The 16,095-nt window shown below is 40.2% G+C and carries 16 protein-coding genes; 10 read left to right on the plus strand and 6 right to left on the minus strand.

What is annotated here, in order from left to right:
* The first annotated feature begins 169 nt into the window (after positions 1-169).
* The 9 genes from K8S13_RS19265 to K8S13_RS19305 are packed head-to-tail and all read left to right on the plus strand — an operon-like array spanning position 170 to position 9,575.
* Positions 170-1,915 carry a PAS domain-containing sensor histidine kinase gene (locus K8S13_RS19265; protein WP_291465096.1) on the plus strand — a complete coding sequence of 582 codons (1,746 nt, stop codon included), beginning with the start codon at positions 170-172 and terminating at the stop codon, positions 1,913-1,915.
* Positions 1,912-2,343, plus strand: coding sequence for a response regulator (locus K8S13_RS19270; RefSeq protein ID WP_291465097.1), 432 nt, complete (start codon positions 1,912-1,914; stop codon positions 2,341-2,343). Before K8S13_RS19265 ends, K8S13_RS19270 begins: the two co-directional genes overlap by 4 nt.
* A gap of 15 nt (positions 2,344-2,358) precedes the next feature.
* On the plus strand, positions 2,359-2,781 hold the full coding sequence (locus K8S13_RS19275; protein WP_291465099.1) for a response regulator: 423 nt from the start codon (positions 2,359-2,361) through the stop codon (positions 2,779-2,781).
* Between the two features lie 40 nt (positions 2,782-2,821).
* Positions 2,822-4,402, plus strand: coding sequence for a DASS family sodium-coupled anion symporter (locus tag K8S13_RS19280; RefSeq protein WP_291465101.1), 1,581 nt, complete (start codon positions 2,822-2,824; stop codon positions 4,400-4,402).
* A gap of 10 nt (positions 4,403-4,412) precedes the next feature.
* Entirely contained in the window at positions 4,413-5,564 is a 1,152-nt protein-coding gene (locus tag K8S13_RS19285; RefSeq protein ID WP_291465103.1) for a response regulator, read from the plus strand.
* A gap of 35 nt (positions 5,565-5,599) precedes the next feature.
* Positions 5,600-6,040 (plus strand): response regulator, encoded by a 441-nt coding sequence (locus tag K8S13_RS19290; RefSeq protein WP_291465105.1) that lies wholly within the window; start codon positions 5,600-5,602, stop codon positions 6,038-6,040.
* Positions 6,041-6,073: 33 nt separating this feature from the next.
* On the plus strand, positions 6,074-6,643 hold the full coding sequence (locus K8S13_RS19295) for a CBS domain-containing protein (protein WP_291465107.1): 570 nt from the start codon (positions 6,074-6,076) through the stop codon (positions 6,641-6,643).
* A 27-nt stretch (positions 6,644-6,670) separates the two neighbouring features.
* Positions 6,671-8,149, plus strand: coding sequence for an ATP-binding protein (locus K8S13_RS19300; protein WP_291465109.1), 1,479 nt, complete (start codon positions 6,671-6,673; stop codon positions 8,147-8,149).
* 1 nt (position 8,150) lies between these two features.
* Positions 8,151-9,575, plus strand: coding sequence for a sigma-54 dependent transcriptional regulator (locus tag K8S13_RS19305; protein WP_291465111.1), 1,425 nt, complete (start codon positions 8,151-8,153; stop codon positions 9,573-9,575).
* A gap of 79 nt (positions 9,576-9,654) precedes the next feature.
* On the opposite strand, the gene K8S13_RS19310 is transcribed toward K8S13_RS19305, so the two are convergent.
* From K8S13_RS19310 to K8S13_RS19335, 6 genes are all read right to left on the minus strand, one after another.
* Positions 9,655-10,218 carry a CBS domain-containing protein gene (locus K8S13_RS19310; protein WP_291465113.1) on the minus strand — a complete coding sequence of 188 codons (564 nt, stop codon included), beginning with the start codon at positions 10,216-10,218 and terminating at the stop codon, positions 9,655-9,657.
* 18 nt (positions 10,219-10,236) lie between these two features.
* Entirely contained in the window at positions 10,237-11,709 is a 1,473-nt protein-coding gene (locus K8S13_RS19315; protein WP_291465115.1) for an SLC13 family permease, read from the minus strand.
* 151 nt (positions 11,710-11,860) lie between these two features.
* Positions 11,861-12,289, minus strand: a complete 429-nt coding sequence (locus tag K8S13_RS19320) for a response regulator (protein ID WP_291465116.1) — start codon at positions 12,287-12,289, stop codon at positions 11,861-11,863.
* 54 nt (positions 12,290-12,343) lie between these two features.
* A complete protein-coding gene (locus tag K8S13_RS19325) occupies positions 12,344-13,003 on the minus strand; it encodes a hypothetical protein (protein ID WP_291465118.1) in 660 nt (219 codons plus the stop codon).
* Entirely contained in the window at positions 12,990-14,393 is a 1,404-nt protein-coding gene (locus K8S13_RS19330; RefSeq protein ID WP_291465120.1) for an ATP-binding protein, read from the minus strand. The genes K8S13_RS19325 and K8S13_RS19330 overlap by 14 nt, the downstream gene beginning before the upstream one ends.
* A gap of 33 nt (positions 14,394-14,426) precedes the next feature.
* Complete coding sequence (locus K8S13_RS19335) at positions 14,427-14,936, minus strand: response regulator (RefSeq protein ID WP_291465122.1); 510 nt, start codon at positions 14,934-14,936, stop codon at positions 14,427-14,429.
* Between the two features lie 89 nt (positions 14,937-15,025).
* Between K8S13_RS19335 and K8S13_RS19340 the strand changes: the two genes are divergently transcribed.
* Positions 15,026-16,095 (plus strand): hypothetical protein (locus K8S13_RS19340; protein ID WP_291465124.1); only part of this gene is annotated, 1,070 nt, incomplete at its 3' end.

Raw genomic sequence — 16,095 nt, forward strand, 5'->3', positions numbered from 1 at the left:
TAAAGAAATCTGACACACGCCATTGGTATTGTCAGGTTTTTTTACACAGCAGTTTTTTTGTCTTTTCAATAAGTTATTGTTTGCATAGGTTTAGCTTGCTGCCTGGCATGTATTTTGATAGTAAAAGAAATGGAGTTATGAATGAGAAATTGACCAAAGGGAAAATATAATGGAACAAACTTTAGCGGATCGGGACTTATTTTACCAGGTATTGATTAGAAAAATCACAGTCTTGTTAATGGTTATTTCTTTTCTTCCCTTGATGGTGATTACAGGTACCCTTTTTTATCGATTTAATCTGACTTATACAGAAAAAATCCAGGCCCATATTTCAGAACTGGTTCAAAGGCATAGTCAGAATATTGATACCTTTTTGTTGGAAAAATTAGGGAATATCCGGTATCTGGCACACCAATTTGAAACCAAACAACACACGCCAAAGGTATTTTTGCAAAAACATCTGAAAATGTTAAAAAAAGAATATGGAGATGTGTTTACGGATTTGGGACTGATCAATAAAAGCGGTATCCAGTTTTCATATGAAGGACCATTTAAATTTGAAAATGCGGATTATTCAAACGCCCAATGGTTTAAAAAAGCAATAGACAAACCGTTTTATATCAGTGATGTATTTGTCGGTTTAAGAGGGCATCCTCATTTTATTATTGCAGTCAAGATCCAATCAAATGGTTCTGATTATATCTTAAGGTCCACCATCAATTTTACGGCCTTTAATTTTCTGGTGGAAAATATCCATATCGGTAAAACCGGCATTGCCTTTATTATCAATAGTGAAGGCCGGCTGCAAACCAAAACCGACATAGGACTCAAACAGTCAATTATCACATCAATGCTGGATCGAAACTGTTATAAAAATAATGAAACTGTTTTTGCAAAAAAACAGGATGCCTCGGGAAATAAATATTTATGTGTGACATCCATGCTGAAGAATATTGACTGGGTGATGGTGTTTCGCCAGGATTTAAACGATGCCTTCCGGGATTTAAGGAAAACACAGATTCTTACTTTGGGAATATTTCTTTTAGGCTGTATTGCGATCCTTTTTGTTTCGTTCACCCTTCCCCGCAATATTGTAAAGCTGATTTCCAAAGCTGATACAAAGAGCGAAGCCATGACCAAACAGGTGGTTGAAAGTGGAAAATTAGCTACCATAGGAGAACTTGCCGCAGGCATTGCCCATGAAATTAACAATCCGGTTGCCATCATGGTTGAAGAGGCAGGCTGGATAGAGGATCTTCTTGGAGAAGAAGATTTAAAAGAATGCGAGAACCTTGATGAATTCACCCGTGCGCTCAAGCAGATCAACACCCAGGGCAAAAGGTGCAAAGAAATTACCCATAAGCTGCTCAGCTTTGCCAGGAAAACCGATTCCACAGTCAATGATGTTCAGATTAATGATGCCATAAAGGAAATGGTTATCCTTACGGGTAAAATGGCCAATTATAATAATGTCATCATTGAGACAAAATTTCAGGAAGGGATCCCTTATATACAGATATCTCCTTCTGAACTCCAGCAGGTTATTATTAATTTAATTAATAATGCCATTGACGCCATGGAAAAAAGCGGGGGAACCATTATAATTGAAACCAAAATCAGCAGGATTGAAAAAAATCATCTGGTCATTTCAATAGAGGACAATGGACCCGGCATTGCTAAAGACAACCTTGACAGGATATTTGATCCGTTTTTTACCACAAAGGCCGTGGGAAAAGGCACGGGTCTGGGACTTTCAATCTGCTATGGCATTATTCAGAAAATGGGGGGAAAAATAGATGTCCACAGCCAGGTTAGTATTGGAACTAAATTTCGCATATGGATACCATTCCAGGAAAATATAATTGAAAATAAAGATAATGAAAAAGAATCAGATAAACAAGGAGAATTAACATGAAAAAGATTAAATTATTACTCGTGGATGATGAAAAACCGTTTCTGGATACCATTACCAAACGTCTGGAAAAAAGAGAGATGACTGTTTCTGCTGTATACAGTGGAAAGGAAGCCCTGGACGAGCTTGAGGATAATAAAAAAATTGAAGTCGTCGTCCTTGATGTGAAAATGCCCGGGATGGATGGTATCGAGACATTGATAGAAATTAAAAAAAGGTTTCCCCTTGTAGAGGTAATCATGCTGACCGGTCATGCCACAGTAGAAACAGCAATCGACGGGATGAAGCTTGGCGCCTTTGATTATCTGATGAAGCCCTGCAACATTGATATGCTGGTAACCAAGGTTAATGAGGCCATGGAAAAGAAAAGAAAGCATGATGAGAAAATTATGGAAGCCCGGATGAATGAAATTTCAGGCCGGATGATTTAAGAAAAAGGGGATGTTATGATCCAGAATACTAAAGGGGAAAAAATCATAAATATCCTGCTTGTTGACGATGAAAAAGGGTATGTAAATGTACTTTTCAACAGGCTGTCAAAGCGATCCATTCATGCGACCAAGGCATATAGCGGTACTGAAGCTATACAGATTCTACGTAAAAATGATTTTGATGTGGTGGTCCTGGACTTGAAGATGGAAGACATGGGTGGAATCGAAGTTTTAAAGATAATGAAAAAAATGGTGCCTGACCTGCCTGTGATTATCTTAACAGGACATGGTTCACAGGAAGCAGCCAGGGAAGGTATCTCACTGGGTGCATTTGATTACCTGACCAAACCCTGTGAACTGGTGGAGTTAATTGATAAAATCAAACAGGCTTATCAGGGTCAAGCATTGGAATCAAAAGGATCTCATATCAAGTGGTAAATGGATATTACGATGTATAGATGATGGTTAAGGAGAAAACATGTTTTATAAGACAAATGGGTTTAAACTCTGTGTTGCTTTATTAGTGGGTGTTATTGTCTTCCTGCTGCCAAGGCCGGAAGGCACTCAATTTAAAGTTACAGGTGATGAAGACCGGATACTCATGCAGAATGTGGAAGAACATTTTACTGTTGTTTCGGATGAAAAAACAAAAACTGATTCATATATTTTAAAGGCAAAGACCCCTGGATCATTAGAAGCCAGTGCAAAATTTTTAAGCCAAAAAGCAAAAGATTTAAATTTGACCACGGTTCAGGTGGATTATGTAGACGGGCTTTCGCCAAAGGCAAAACGATTTTTATCAATTCTTGCAGTTCTGGTGATATTATTTGTAATCGAGCCCATTCCTCTGGAAATAACTGCAATCTGTATCGGGGTTTTCCTGGTTATCCTGCAGATAACCGATGTGAAAAATGCATGGGCGCCTTATATGCATCCGGTGGTTATTTTTATCATGTGCTGCCTGGTTTTTGCCATTGCCCTTGACAAGGCAGGTATAACAAAACGATTGGGATATTATATTATCAAAAAAGCCGGTAACTCTGTGACCCGGTTTACCTTTATCATTGCCATAGGACTCGGGCTTGCTTCATCGTTCATGCATGATGCCGCTGCCTGTGCCGTAGGGATTGTGACCATGCTGCCCCTGATGCGGGCGGTGGGCATAGAACCCAATACCAATACGGCCAAGTTTATGATGCTTTCCTTACCCTTTGCCTGTTCCTGCGGTGGCATGGGCACCCTTGTCGGTGGAGGACGATGCATGGTATCCGCTGCCTTTTTAAAAGAATTTACCGGGGTTGAGATCACTTTTTTTGAATGGATGCTATATGCCATGCCCGCAGCCATTGTCACGGTTCCGGTGGCAGTCTTTGTTGTATACCTGGTGTTCCGGCCGGACCCGAAATTCAAGTTGCCGGATTTTGACGAAGATTTAGGGCCCCTGACAACACTTGAGAAAAAAACCTTGACCATTATTGCCCTTTCATTTGCCATGTGGTTGACCAAGGGACTCCACGGCATTGATTATTCCGTAAGCGGTATGCTGGGAGTTACTGCCCTGGTATTGTTTAAAGTCTTAAAATGGAGAGATATCAATGATAACCTGGAATGGGGAACGGCTTTGTTTATTTTTGGCGGCGGTATTGCTCTGGGCCTTGCCATGGGATATTCAGGTGCTGCCGACTATTTCGCCAATCTCTTTTTCCCTCTGATCCAGGGAAAAGGCTGGCTGGTTCTCTTTGTCGGTGTAGGTGTTTTCGGCGCCCTGGTGACTAATGCCATGGCCAATGTTGCTGCGGCTGCCCTGATATTGCCCATTGTTATCCCCATGGCATTGCTTGAAGGGGTTGATCCAAGGGTATTGGCACTTTGTCTGGGTATGGCAACATCATTTGCCATGCTGCTGGTCATTGGATGCCCTCCCAATGCCATTGCATACTCTTACCGGTATTTTAAATCATCAGATTTGACAAAGGTCGGTCTTGTTGCCACACCGGTCTTATTGACGCTGCTGATAGGGGTCGTCACTGTATGGTGGAAGGTATTGGGTTTGATATAGAGGATATTTTATGAATAGACTTGATGATGATAAGATTCGCCTTCTTCTGGTGGATGATGAAGATGGGTTCAGGAAGATAATTACCAAAAGGCTTGCTAAAAGAGGGATAAACCCCTTTCAGGCCGCCAGTGGAGAAGAATGCCTGAATATTCTTGAAAAAGAGCCCATGGATGTGGTGGTTCTGGATGTAAAAATGCCCGGTATCAGTGGCATTGATACTTTAAAAGTCATTAAGCAGGAATATGAAAAAATTCAGGTCATTCTTTTAACTGGTAATGTTGCCGTTACTGATGGAATTGAAGGAATAAAATCCGGTGCATTTGATTATTTGACAAAACCTGTGGAAATTGATCATCTGGTGAATAAAATCAGACAGGCATTTGAAATAATCTGCCTGGAGGAAGAAAAACAAAAAGAACTTGAATACCGGGCAAAGCTGGAAAAGAAAATGATTGATACGGAACGGCTGATATCTCTTGGCACGATGTCCACCGGTATTGCCCATGAAATTAATAATCCTCTGGCTATCATCAATGAATCTGCCGGGTTTATGAAATATATTCTGAGCTCATCTGAAATGTCGAATATCCCTAGAAAAGATGCCCTGATGATGGGAATAGAAAAAATTGAAAAAAGTGTCAAAAGAGCCAGTTTGATCACCCACCAGCTTTTAGGGCATGTGAAAAAACAAAAATCTTTGTTATCCAACGTTGATATACTTTCATTGCTGCATGAAACTTTTGGCCTGATGGAAAAAGACATAAAAGATAAACAAATCAATATTAATTGGGAAATTGATAATGAAAAGAATATTGTCTGGAGTGATCCTTATCAGATTCGCCAGGTTTTGATGAATCTTTTGAGCAATGCGGTTCATGCCTTGAAAGAAAACGGGTCCATTACCTTGTCCACCCGTGAAATTGATGATGATATTATTCTTGAAATTAAGGACAATGGTGTTGGGATACCCAGGGAAAACTTAGGCAAGATATTTGATCCGTTTTTTACGACCAAATCCTTTGATGAAGGCACTGGTCTCGGGCTGTTTGTGGTCCATAAAATTCTTTCCGGCCTTAATGGTGGAATTGATGTCACAAGCACGGTGGGCAAGGGATCTTGTTTTCAAATCAGGCTGCCGAAATATGATAAATCAAATGGATAATGAAGATAATATATAAAAAAAAGGAGTGAACTCCCATGATAAAAATACCCGCAAAAGTCTTGATAGTTGACGATGAAAAAGATTTTGTTGAAATGTTTTCCCTGCGGTTAAATGAGCAGGGTGAAAAAGTGTCCACGGCCCATAGTGGCAAGGATGCCTTAAAGGTGTTGAAAAAAGTGGCCATTGATGTGGTCATTCTGGATATCAGGATGCCGGGCATGGACGGGATTGATACCTTAAAACAGATAAAAACGCTTTATCCCATTGTTGAAGTTATTTTGCTGACCGGTCATGGATCTACGGAAACAGCCGTAGAAGGCATGAAACTGGGCGCCTTTGATTATTTGATGAAACCGGCTGATTTTAAAGATATAAAAATAAAGATTGAAAATGCAAGGAAACGAAAGGATGAACAGGAAGAACGAATCCGGCAGGCTGAACTCAGACTCCTTTTAAGAAGAAGCGGCGATTATTAAAATTCAATCTGTATTAATTCAAGGAGGTTATAAATGAAGTCTATTTTTGTAAAAGAGTTAATGGTCCCGCTTTCAGAGTATGCCACTGTTAATGAGGGGGCAACATTATCAGAGGCTTTGGATGCGCTTGAAAAGGTCCAGGAACAATTTGATGAAAGTAAATATCGTCACCGGGCGATCCTGGTGTGTGAAAAGAATACCAATAAAGTTATCGGTAAACTCAGTCAACTGGATGTGATCCGGGCACTGGAACCTAAATATGAACAGTTTATGGAAGAAAAGAGTACTCCCAGGACCGGTTACTTTGGTTTCAGTCCGCAATTCATGAAAGGTATTTTGGAACAATACCAATTATGGTATGAGCCGTTAAAAGATATCAGCGGCAAGGCCGGTAAACAAAAAGTAAAAAAACTCATGCACACCCCGACGGCCGGGGAGTATGTCAAAGAAGATGCAAATTTGGGAGAGGCCATTCACCAGCTTATAATGGGCCACCATCAATCTCTTCTGGTGACAAAAGGTGAAGATATTGTCGGAATCTTACGTCTAACAGATGTTTTTAAAGAAATTTGCATTGATAGAAGAAAAACGCAACAAAGTTAAATTGGTTAAAAAAACAAGCGTCTCAGGATGATGGAAAAATTTAAAATTCAATTGAGTCTTAAAAACAGGGTATACATGGTCAATTCCATTCTTTTGTGTATCACTGTGATTGGGGCAGTCCTCATGATCTGGTATACCTATAAGACTGAAAAAATATTCAAGGATATTATTGATAAGAATATTGTGATCTATCAATCAGCCGAGGGCCTTAGCACATCTCTTGTCAACCAGAAAGGATTTGTATCGTATTATCTTCTGGATCATGACCCTGCCTGGATTGATGAACTCAACAGATACAAAATACTTTTTAAAGAAAATCTGGTAACAGTGAAGTCACTTGTGGAAGAACCATGGGAAAAAGATGCCGTTGCCCAGGTTGAATCCAAATATAAAGATTATGTTACGGCCAGAGATAAAGTCATTGATCTGTATAAATCAAATGAATATGATAAAGGATCAGCTCTTCATAAAGATGTAAGACAAGATTTTTTTAAAATTCTGGAGATATGTGAACAGTTTAAATTATTTCATAAAAATAAAATTGAAGCTGCAATTAAAACAAGCCATAAGGAGTCCAATCAGCTCAGATATATTGCTCTTCTGGCAATTATTACAGTTGTTGTTCTGAGCCTTTTGATAAATTATATTTTTTCGCGCCATATATTGGGACCGATTCGAAAACTGGCGGTAGAGGCAGACAGGCTGGGGATCTCAAAATCCCCGGCAAATGAAGTTGCCGCGTTAAAACAAAGTGTTCATGGTTTGATTGAAAATGCAGAACAGACGCATCAGGAATTGACGCGAAGCCGGGAAACCCTGATGCAGTCTGAAAAAATGGCGTTATTAGGCAAGCTGGCTGCCGGAACATCGCACAGTATCCGCAATCCATTAACTTCTGTAAAAATGAGACTTTTTTCATTGAACCGTTCGTGTGATTTTACAAAGCTTCAACAAGAAGATTTCAATGTTATTTCCGGCGAAATAAAGCAGATTAATAAAATTGTTGAAAACTTTCTTGAATTTTCCCGGCCACCCAAGCTGAAAATGAAAAAAATGAGTCCGTCAATTGTTGTAGACAGCGCTCTTCATCTTCTGGAACAGCGATTAAAATCTTATCATGTGACCACAAGGTTGATTCGGCACCGTCCTCTCAGCGATGCACTTATAGATCCGGAACAGCTCAAGGAGGTGATTGTTAATATTATTGTTAATGCCTGTGAAGCTATGGATAAGAGTGGCTTGATCATTATCCATGAAGAAGAAAATCATGTGGAACCCTTAAAAAAAGTTGCTGTGATCAGGATAATAGATGATGGTGAAGGAATCCCTCAAAACGTCAAAGAACAGATATTTAATCCTTTTTTCACAACCAAAGATGAAGGAACAGGCCTTGGGTTGAGTATCGCCTTTAATATCGTAAATGAACATGGAGGCTGGCTGGATGTGTCCAGTGAACAAGGCCAGGGAGCATCCTTTGTTATTACGCTTCCCATAAAGGATTCATAGTATGGATACTATTTTGGTAATTGATGATGATGATCAATTAAGAATAAGTTTCTGCAAGCTTTTAAAAGAAGAAAAGTATGCGGTCATCAGTGCTGCTTCCGGAGAAGCCGGTATTGAAATTGTCAAACAGAATGCTTTGGATCTGGTTATTTTAGATATGCGATTACCCGGAATAAATGGAATGGAAACATTCAAACGAATCAAAAAAATTGATTCAAAACTGCCGGTCATTATTGTAACCGCCTACGGGACAACCCAAATTGCCATAGAGGCCACGAAAACCGGAGCTTATGATTATGTCCTCAAACCATTTGATGTGCCGGACATGCTTAATTTAATCGAACAGGCAATCGAGGCCGGATATTTTATGAGATCGCCGGTTAAAGTGGATGCTGCTCCTGATCAAGAGTCGGGAGATGCGATTATCGGTCAAAGCAAACTCATGCAGGATGTATACAAATCAATAGGCCGTGTCTCTCAAACCGATGCAAGCGTTTTAATACTGGGAGAATCAGGAACCGGAAAAGAATTGGTAGCCCGGGCCATCTATCAGCATGGAATCCGTTCGGACAAGGCCTTTTTAATCATTAATTGCGTGGCCATACCTGAAAATCTTCTTGAGAGTGAATTGTTCGGTTATGAAAAAGGTGCATTTACCGGGGCTTCCCAGCGACATATCGGAAAAATTGAACAGGCCAACGGTGGTACCGTGTTTCTGGATGAAATCGGGGACATGCCGTTAAATATACAGGGCAAAATTTTAAGGCTGTTACAGGAAAAAAGTATTGAAAGGCTGGGAGGTGAAGAAACCATTCGGGTTGATGTTCGAATTATTGCAGCGACGAATAAAAAACTGGAACAGGCTATCAAGGATGAAAAATTTCGGGAAGATTTATATTTTCGTTTAAAAGTGGTTACCTTAGAACTTCCTCCATTAAGAGACAGACGAGAAGATATCTATAGTTTAATTTCATTTTATATGGCTAAATTTTCCAATGAATTAAAGATTGATAATCCGGGTATTCAAAAAGAGGCTTTAAAGCGCTTAAATCATTATGACTGGCCTGGAAACATAAGAGAGCTGTTAAACCTGATTCAGAAAGTGCTTATCTTCAACAGAGGGGCTCCAATTTCCATAGCAGATCTGGAACAGGTAATAAATAAAAAAGAAAAAATTAAATCCACTGAAAAGATCGAATTAAATGACATCAGGCAGTGGGTTAAGCAATTATTATCCAAACCATCTGGAAATTACCGGTTTGATGATTTTATAGACATAGTTTCAAGTATTGTAGTTGCCGAGGCTCTGAAAATTACCAATGGAAATCGTTCCAAGGCTGCAAAACTCTTAAGCGTCTCAAGACCGACGCTTCATGCCAGAATCGACAAATATAATATTAGGCTTAAAACTGAAATATCTGATTAGCGGAATGTAAAATTCGTGGTTCGAATAGTTGTCCGCTAGAATTGGTTGGTTTTTTACCAATTCTAGCGGGGTAATATGATTATTCTTTTACAATTAGATCACAAATGAGCTTGAATACGTCAGTAAGTTTTAAGATACCGACAACCTTATCTTGTTTAAGCACCAGCAAAGACTGGTGGTGACCCAGAATAAACTGGTGTATTGCCTCCGGAACAGGGAGATCTTCGTTGATATATTCGCCTTCCTGGGGGGAATACATTATGTCTTTTACTTTTCTTTTTTTGGCCGTTTTTACAAGGGATTCACAGCTTTCATCCCAAAGATTGTAATTTTCAACCAGAGAATGAAGGAAATCATTACTCAGCCCAAATCGTGATAACCCCATCTTGGCAAGGTGATCAGAGTGTCCAAACTGGCTGTATTTGGGCTCCAGCGCACGTAAAACATCCAGAGAACTTATTTTTCCCGTAATATTCCCTGTTTCATCATAAACAAGAACCGCCCTGTGTTTATATTCATTGCTTGATAGGGTCTGTTGTGAATGATAAAGCGTTTTAATTGCATTTTGAAGGGTATCATTTTCATTCACCGTGGCATATTCAGATAAAGGAATCATCACCTCTTTAATTTTTTTAGTATCCATATTTTTCATCCCTTATTATTATTTTATCAGTATTGGCATCCCCATAATAGGCCAGATAACTGCAACCGCAATTCCAACCAAGATCATAAGAAGTATACTGGCAGGGATTCCAAATAAGAAAAATTCTCCCGTAGTAAACTGTTTTGAATCATAGGCAATAGCATTGGGAGCGGCTCCCACCAGAAGCAAAAAGGGCATCCCCGCAACGATAAGGGCGGAAAAGAGGATAACTTCCGGTGCTACGCCAAGGTAAGGAGCAATGACAAGAGCAACCGGCAGGGAAATGGCAATGGCTGCCACATTCATGATAAAGTTGGTCATTATCATGATAAAAAAAGCAATACTCATGACAAAAATAAACCAGTGTGATTCCTGAAACATGGTCAACCAGTTGATGGCCAGCCATTCTGCAGCCCCGGTTTGCCACAGACAAAAACCAATACTCATTGCACCGCCGAATAACAGGATAATGTTCCACGGAACCATTTCAAGATCCTTGATATCCAGAATACGAAACACAAAAAAGAGTACAGTTGAAACAAGGATGATGGCTGTCTTGTCCACAGGTTGTAAAATGGGTATAAACTGTTTGGCAGACATGACAAGTATGCAGATAAAAATGATACTGGCGGCAAGGATTTCAGTCTTTGTAATTTTTCCCATTGCAGCGCCCAGTTTTTTCGCTTTTTCTCTAAGCCCGGGTATGGTTTTTTTTTCAGGTTTGAAAAAAACCATGAAAAATCCCCACAAAACAAATGTCATGGCCCATCCAATGGGAAACATATAAAAAGTAAGTTCAAAAAAGCTGACATCTCTTCCAACGATGTCCTTGAAAAAACCAAGTGCAACCGCTCCTCTTGCTGCACCAAGCAGGGTTACAATACTTCCGGCACCAGCTACGAATGCCATTCCCATGAACAATCCTTTTCCGAATTTGGTGGGTTCATCATCATCCGTATACATTGCATAGATGGTCATGAGAAGCGGATACATGGTTGCGGCGACAGCAGTATGGGCCATGATATGTGTCAGGGCAGCCGTTACAACAAAACACCCTAGATAAATCATGCTGGTCTTCTCACCCACAATAGCCAGCATTTTATAAGCCAGGCGCTTTGTCAGACCTGTTTTTGTAAAAACCATTCCGATAACAAGAGATGCAAAGATAAAAAGTACGGAAGGGGTCATGAAATCCGTAAAAGCTTTTTGTGCAGGTCGGATTAAAAACAGAACCTGCAAAACTCCAATGGTCAGACTGGTGACGCCAATAGGCACCACCTCAAAAACCCACCAGGTACCGCCAAGGAGGAATACAGCCAGCGCTCCCTTGGCCTCTTTGCTCAGTACAAAATGTTTTCCTGTGGGATCAATGGCATCCGGCCATGGCGGGGAAAAATTAACGACAAAAAAAAGTGTAAGACCGATTAATAGAAAAACTATCCGTTTCCAGTCAAAGTTAGAGGCGGTTAAGGCACTCGTATCAGTACTCATATTAATATTATTCTCCTAAAGTTAATATAATTTATCTTGATATAATTTATCTAGGGGTTATATCCGCCCTTTATTTTTTAATTTGTTCTAAATAAGATATGAAGTCACTTTTTGTCAAGGAAACTCATTTAAATTTAAGATAATTTAAAAATTATCCGCCATGCCTCTGGAGAATATCCTTGATCTTTTCCTCAGTTTGTTTTTCAACAATGAGCATCTTTTCAGTTTTTGCTTTTTTAATTTTTTCTGCAAGGGCTTCAAGATCTGCGGGTTTCTCAAGGAAATCCGTGGCACCGACTTTCATGGCTTCAACTGTTTTTTCAACAGTGGCATAACCGGTAAGTAAAATGATTTGCAGCTCTGGTTTTTTATTTTTAATGGTCTTTAATGCCTCCATACCATCCATTCCCGGCATCTGAAAATCCATAACAATAGCATCAAATGATTTTTTTTCTAAAATGGACATGGCCTGGTCAGCAGATTCAGCAGTGGTAACCTCCATGCCGCGGGCTTTCATCCGTTCGGACATGACTTCCAGAAATTCTTTTTCATCATCCACGAGCAATACTTTTTCTGACATTATCTTTCTCCTTATCACGTTAGTGTCTTAGCCAAATCAAATTGGCCTAAAGGGTTAAAACCGCTTTGGCCACAAAAGGCCAAAACTGTTATTATTTTTATTTTTTTCAATGGATATATCTAAGTGTGCCATTAGGGCCTGGTCTTCTTTTGATCCAAACAGATCCTCCATTAAGTCATCTTTAACCGTGTCTATTAGAAACCAGATTGAAGGTGCTGTCAAATGGCTTCCAAATGAAATCATTATCTGCTTTTTCCCCTTTGCCGTACAACATGCGCTTTCAATGGCCCTCCAGATTATATTTTCCAGATAAAACAGGTTTGTGGCAACCATCATGGGGGATGAGGGGGAGGTTACCTCAACTATCACCCCATGACCTTCAACAAGCCGGGATGCCAAATCCAGAACAAAACAGAGTGTTTTTTCAAGATCAGCAATATCTGTTAACTGATCAGCACTGTGAGAGAATTGGTTCAATTTTCTCAATACAAGATCTGCCCGTTGCACTTGTCTTGTCACCATCTTTGAGATATTTTTAATGCGTGTAATAGAAAGGGGATGCCCTTTATCTGCCATCAATGACAGATCTTCCAGCAGTCCGGCACTCTCATTGATAATGGCCAGGGTATTTTTGATTTCATGGGTTGCAGAGGCAGACATTTTGCCGAAGAATTTCATCCCTCCCTGTGCCAGCATATTTTCACCTTTTGCCATTTTTAGCCTCAGCATTTAAAGGTAGTGTTAATGTAAAACATGTGCCTTCACCCACCGTACTTTTTACTATGATATCACCACCGATTTCTTTGACCAGTCCGTAGGTAATAGACAGCCCAAGTCCACTGCCCCAATGATCGTTTTTAGATGAATAAAAAGGCTCAAAAATTTTATGAATATCATCATCGGAAATACCTTTTCCATTATCGGAAACTGATATGGTTACCTTTTGTTTTTTTTTGAATCTGACACAGATATTCAATCGCCCACCATCTTCCATTGCAGCAAATGCATTTTCAATCAAATTTAAAAAAACTTGTTGCAGACTGCCTCTGTCACATTCAAAATTTGGAATGAAATCCTCATTTTCCACAGATATGGTGATGCATCGACGTTCGGCTTCCTTTTCAAGAAAGGCAAGTACCTGGCCAATGATCATTCCTATATTCACTGGCTGTATGCTGGGTTCCATGTGCCGGGCAAAATCCAGCAGCCGACGGGTAATTGTGCCACACCGTTTCACCGCATCAAGGACATCCTTTGCAAGGGGCATCAGTCTCTCATCAGAAGATAAATCTTTTTTCAGTGTAAACAGATCCATAATTAAACCGGTTTTCTGGTTGATAATGGCCAGGGGATTATTGATTTCATGGGCAACGCCTGATGCCAGGCGGCCGATGGATGCAAGTTTGTTTGCATATTCGGCATGATGAAGGGCTTTAATCCTCTTTCGATCTGCTGAATGGATCCGCCCCACAAGATAGGTTGACCCCATTATGGATAATAGAATCAAAACAATGCTGACAGCCAGATACCCGACCAATTTAAGCCTGGGTTTGAACCACAGGTCGGTAAGCCATTTTTTGTTCTTGACCAGTACAACTATTAAAGAGGAATCCGGTATCCTGGCATACCCTGCGATGATCGCCTTTCCGTCGAGTGCTATATCTTCTTCAATTCCGGCCTTGTCTTTAAATTGTTTGGTGTTAAGGGCATTGGGAGTGCCTGCCTTGCCGTAATGAAAGGAGGGGGTTAGCAAAGTGCCGGTTTCATTAACTACAAATATGTCGTTGTCCTCTCCGGAATCAAGAAGAGCAACATATTTTAAAGCTGATTTTTTAAGGTCTTTGGATAAAGAGATGGAAGCTGCTGCAGAGTTTAAAATTTTTGACATACTGCTTTTCATCTCATCTTCGATGGTTCGATGCGTGAGTCTGGAATCCACAAGGGTCATGACAAAAAGGGGCAAAAGGGCCATAAAAGATGTAAACAGCACAATCAGCTTCCATTTACGTGTAAAATTAAAACCAGTGTGCGAATGGGTGCCGGCAATGTCCCGGTGGTCCCAGAATGCGGGTTTAAGTTTTTGTAATCTTTTAATGATTTTCATTCTCGCATTTAAAAATGCGCCTCATTCTTCTATTTATTCACCTGATTTTGTTTTCTTACCCGGCCTTGTTTTCTCATGCGCTTTTTTCAGGGTCTGGATTAGTAAGTTGATATCAACCGGTTTTTGCAAATACGCAAAGGCGCCCAGATCCATGCACTTTTTTTTGTCCTGGCCTGATCCATGACCGGTCAATACAATTATTTCGATTTCAGGCTTCGTCTGTTTTACTTTTTTTAAAATTTCCATGCCGTTGATTCCGGGCATTTTCAGATCAATGATCATCACCTCCGGGGCATCATTGCGAACCCTATCCAGTGCCGACTTTCCATCGTAGACAACCGCAGTCCCCATATCCCGCATCTGAAGGCGCTCTGACAGGGTCTGTACAAACTCCTTTTCATCATCCACCAGAAGGACTTTTACAGGCAGTTTAACGTTGAGTTTTTTATATATATTGGAACTATGATGGGCTTGGGTTCCCTTGAACTCATTTCTTGAAGACAACTGGGTGACTTCGGTAAGTATTGCATTCCGTTTTGACATATGTTACCTAAAAAGAGTTAATAACCAACCGAATGAACGGTCGATTTTCATCCAATTATTGAAATCTGGAATAAAAGTCAAGGTCAAATATGAAAAACAAAATACCCGAAAAAGCAAGACTTCTTGAAAAACTTCGAAAAAATGGATTTAAGGTTCCGGATTTCATTTATGTGATGGCCGATGAGTTCAACAATGAGAATTTTACACAACTTGATTCATTTTTAGACAAACATCGTGAAAGTTATAAAGTCATTGCAAGAAGCGCTCACCCTCTGGAATCAGAGTATAATGGCGGCACCTTTGATTCTTTTGATACATATGCAGATATTGGCGGAATAAAATACGCCAGAAATCGAATGATTAAAATCGCCCAAACATCGAAACGGCTATCCATCCGGCGCCAGCAGATGTTCAACCATGCACCTGAAATCGATATAAATGAAATGGGCGTCATTGTTATGCCTTTTGTCGACGGTTCCAGCGTCATGGCAAAAATGATTGGTAACCACTGGGAATTTGGTTATTGCAGGAACCGTTCTCACAAGGTTCAGAGCGAACCTCACATCACTAAGGTTCCCCATGACCACAGGCTGTTGAAGCTTTCAGAAGATATCCAGAAGGCCCTGGGATTCAGATGCGAGATTGAGTATATTATCGCAACTGATGGAGAGATCTATGTCGTGCAGGCCAAGGATATTTCAAATATTGAGACGCTGGAAGAAAAAGAGAGCCAGCATTCCATCAAGCTTGATGGCATCAGGCGTATACGAAAACGCAGAAATTACAGGGAAAGACCGGTCTACGTAATGGACAACAAGGCCTTTTATATTAATATCATCAGCCAGTGCGAGGATTTTGTTCCAAAAAACAAAGGATCAAAGCCGGATATCAATGAGATTATATCCAGCATAAAGGCCTATGAAAAGGAACTTGAGTCTTTTGCTCTTAGGCACCAGCGATTCGCTGTTCTGGGGTTTTCCATACAGGATTCCAGCGAGCTTTACCAGATCGCCAACCATTATCTGGAGGATTCGCCTGAGCTTCAGAAAATTCTGTCAAAAGCGCTGCACACCAATCTTTACAAAATTGATATTTTTTTGGCAGAAGCAGATACATTGATTGCAAAGGACAAATTCAGAATCAACCTGTGCAGCCATGA

The sequence above is a fragment of the Desulfobacula sp. genome, assembly GCF_021107415.1.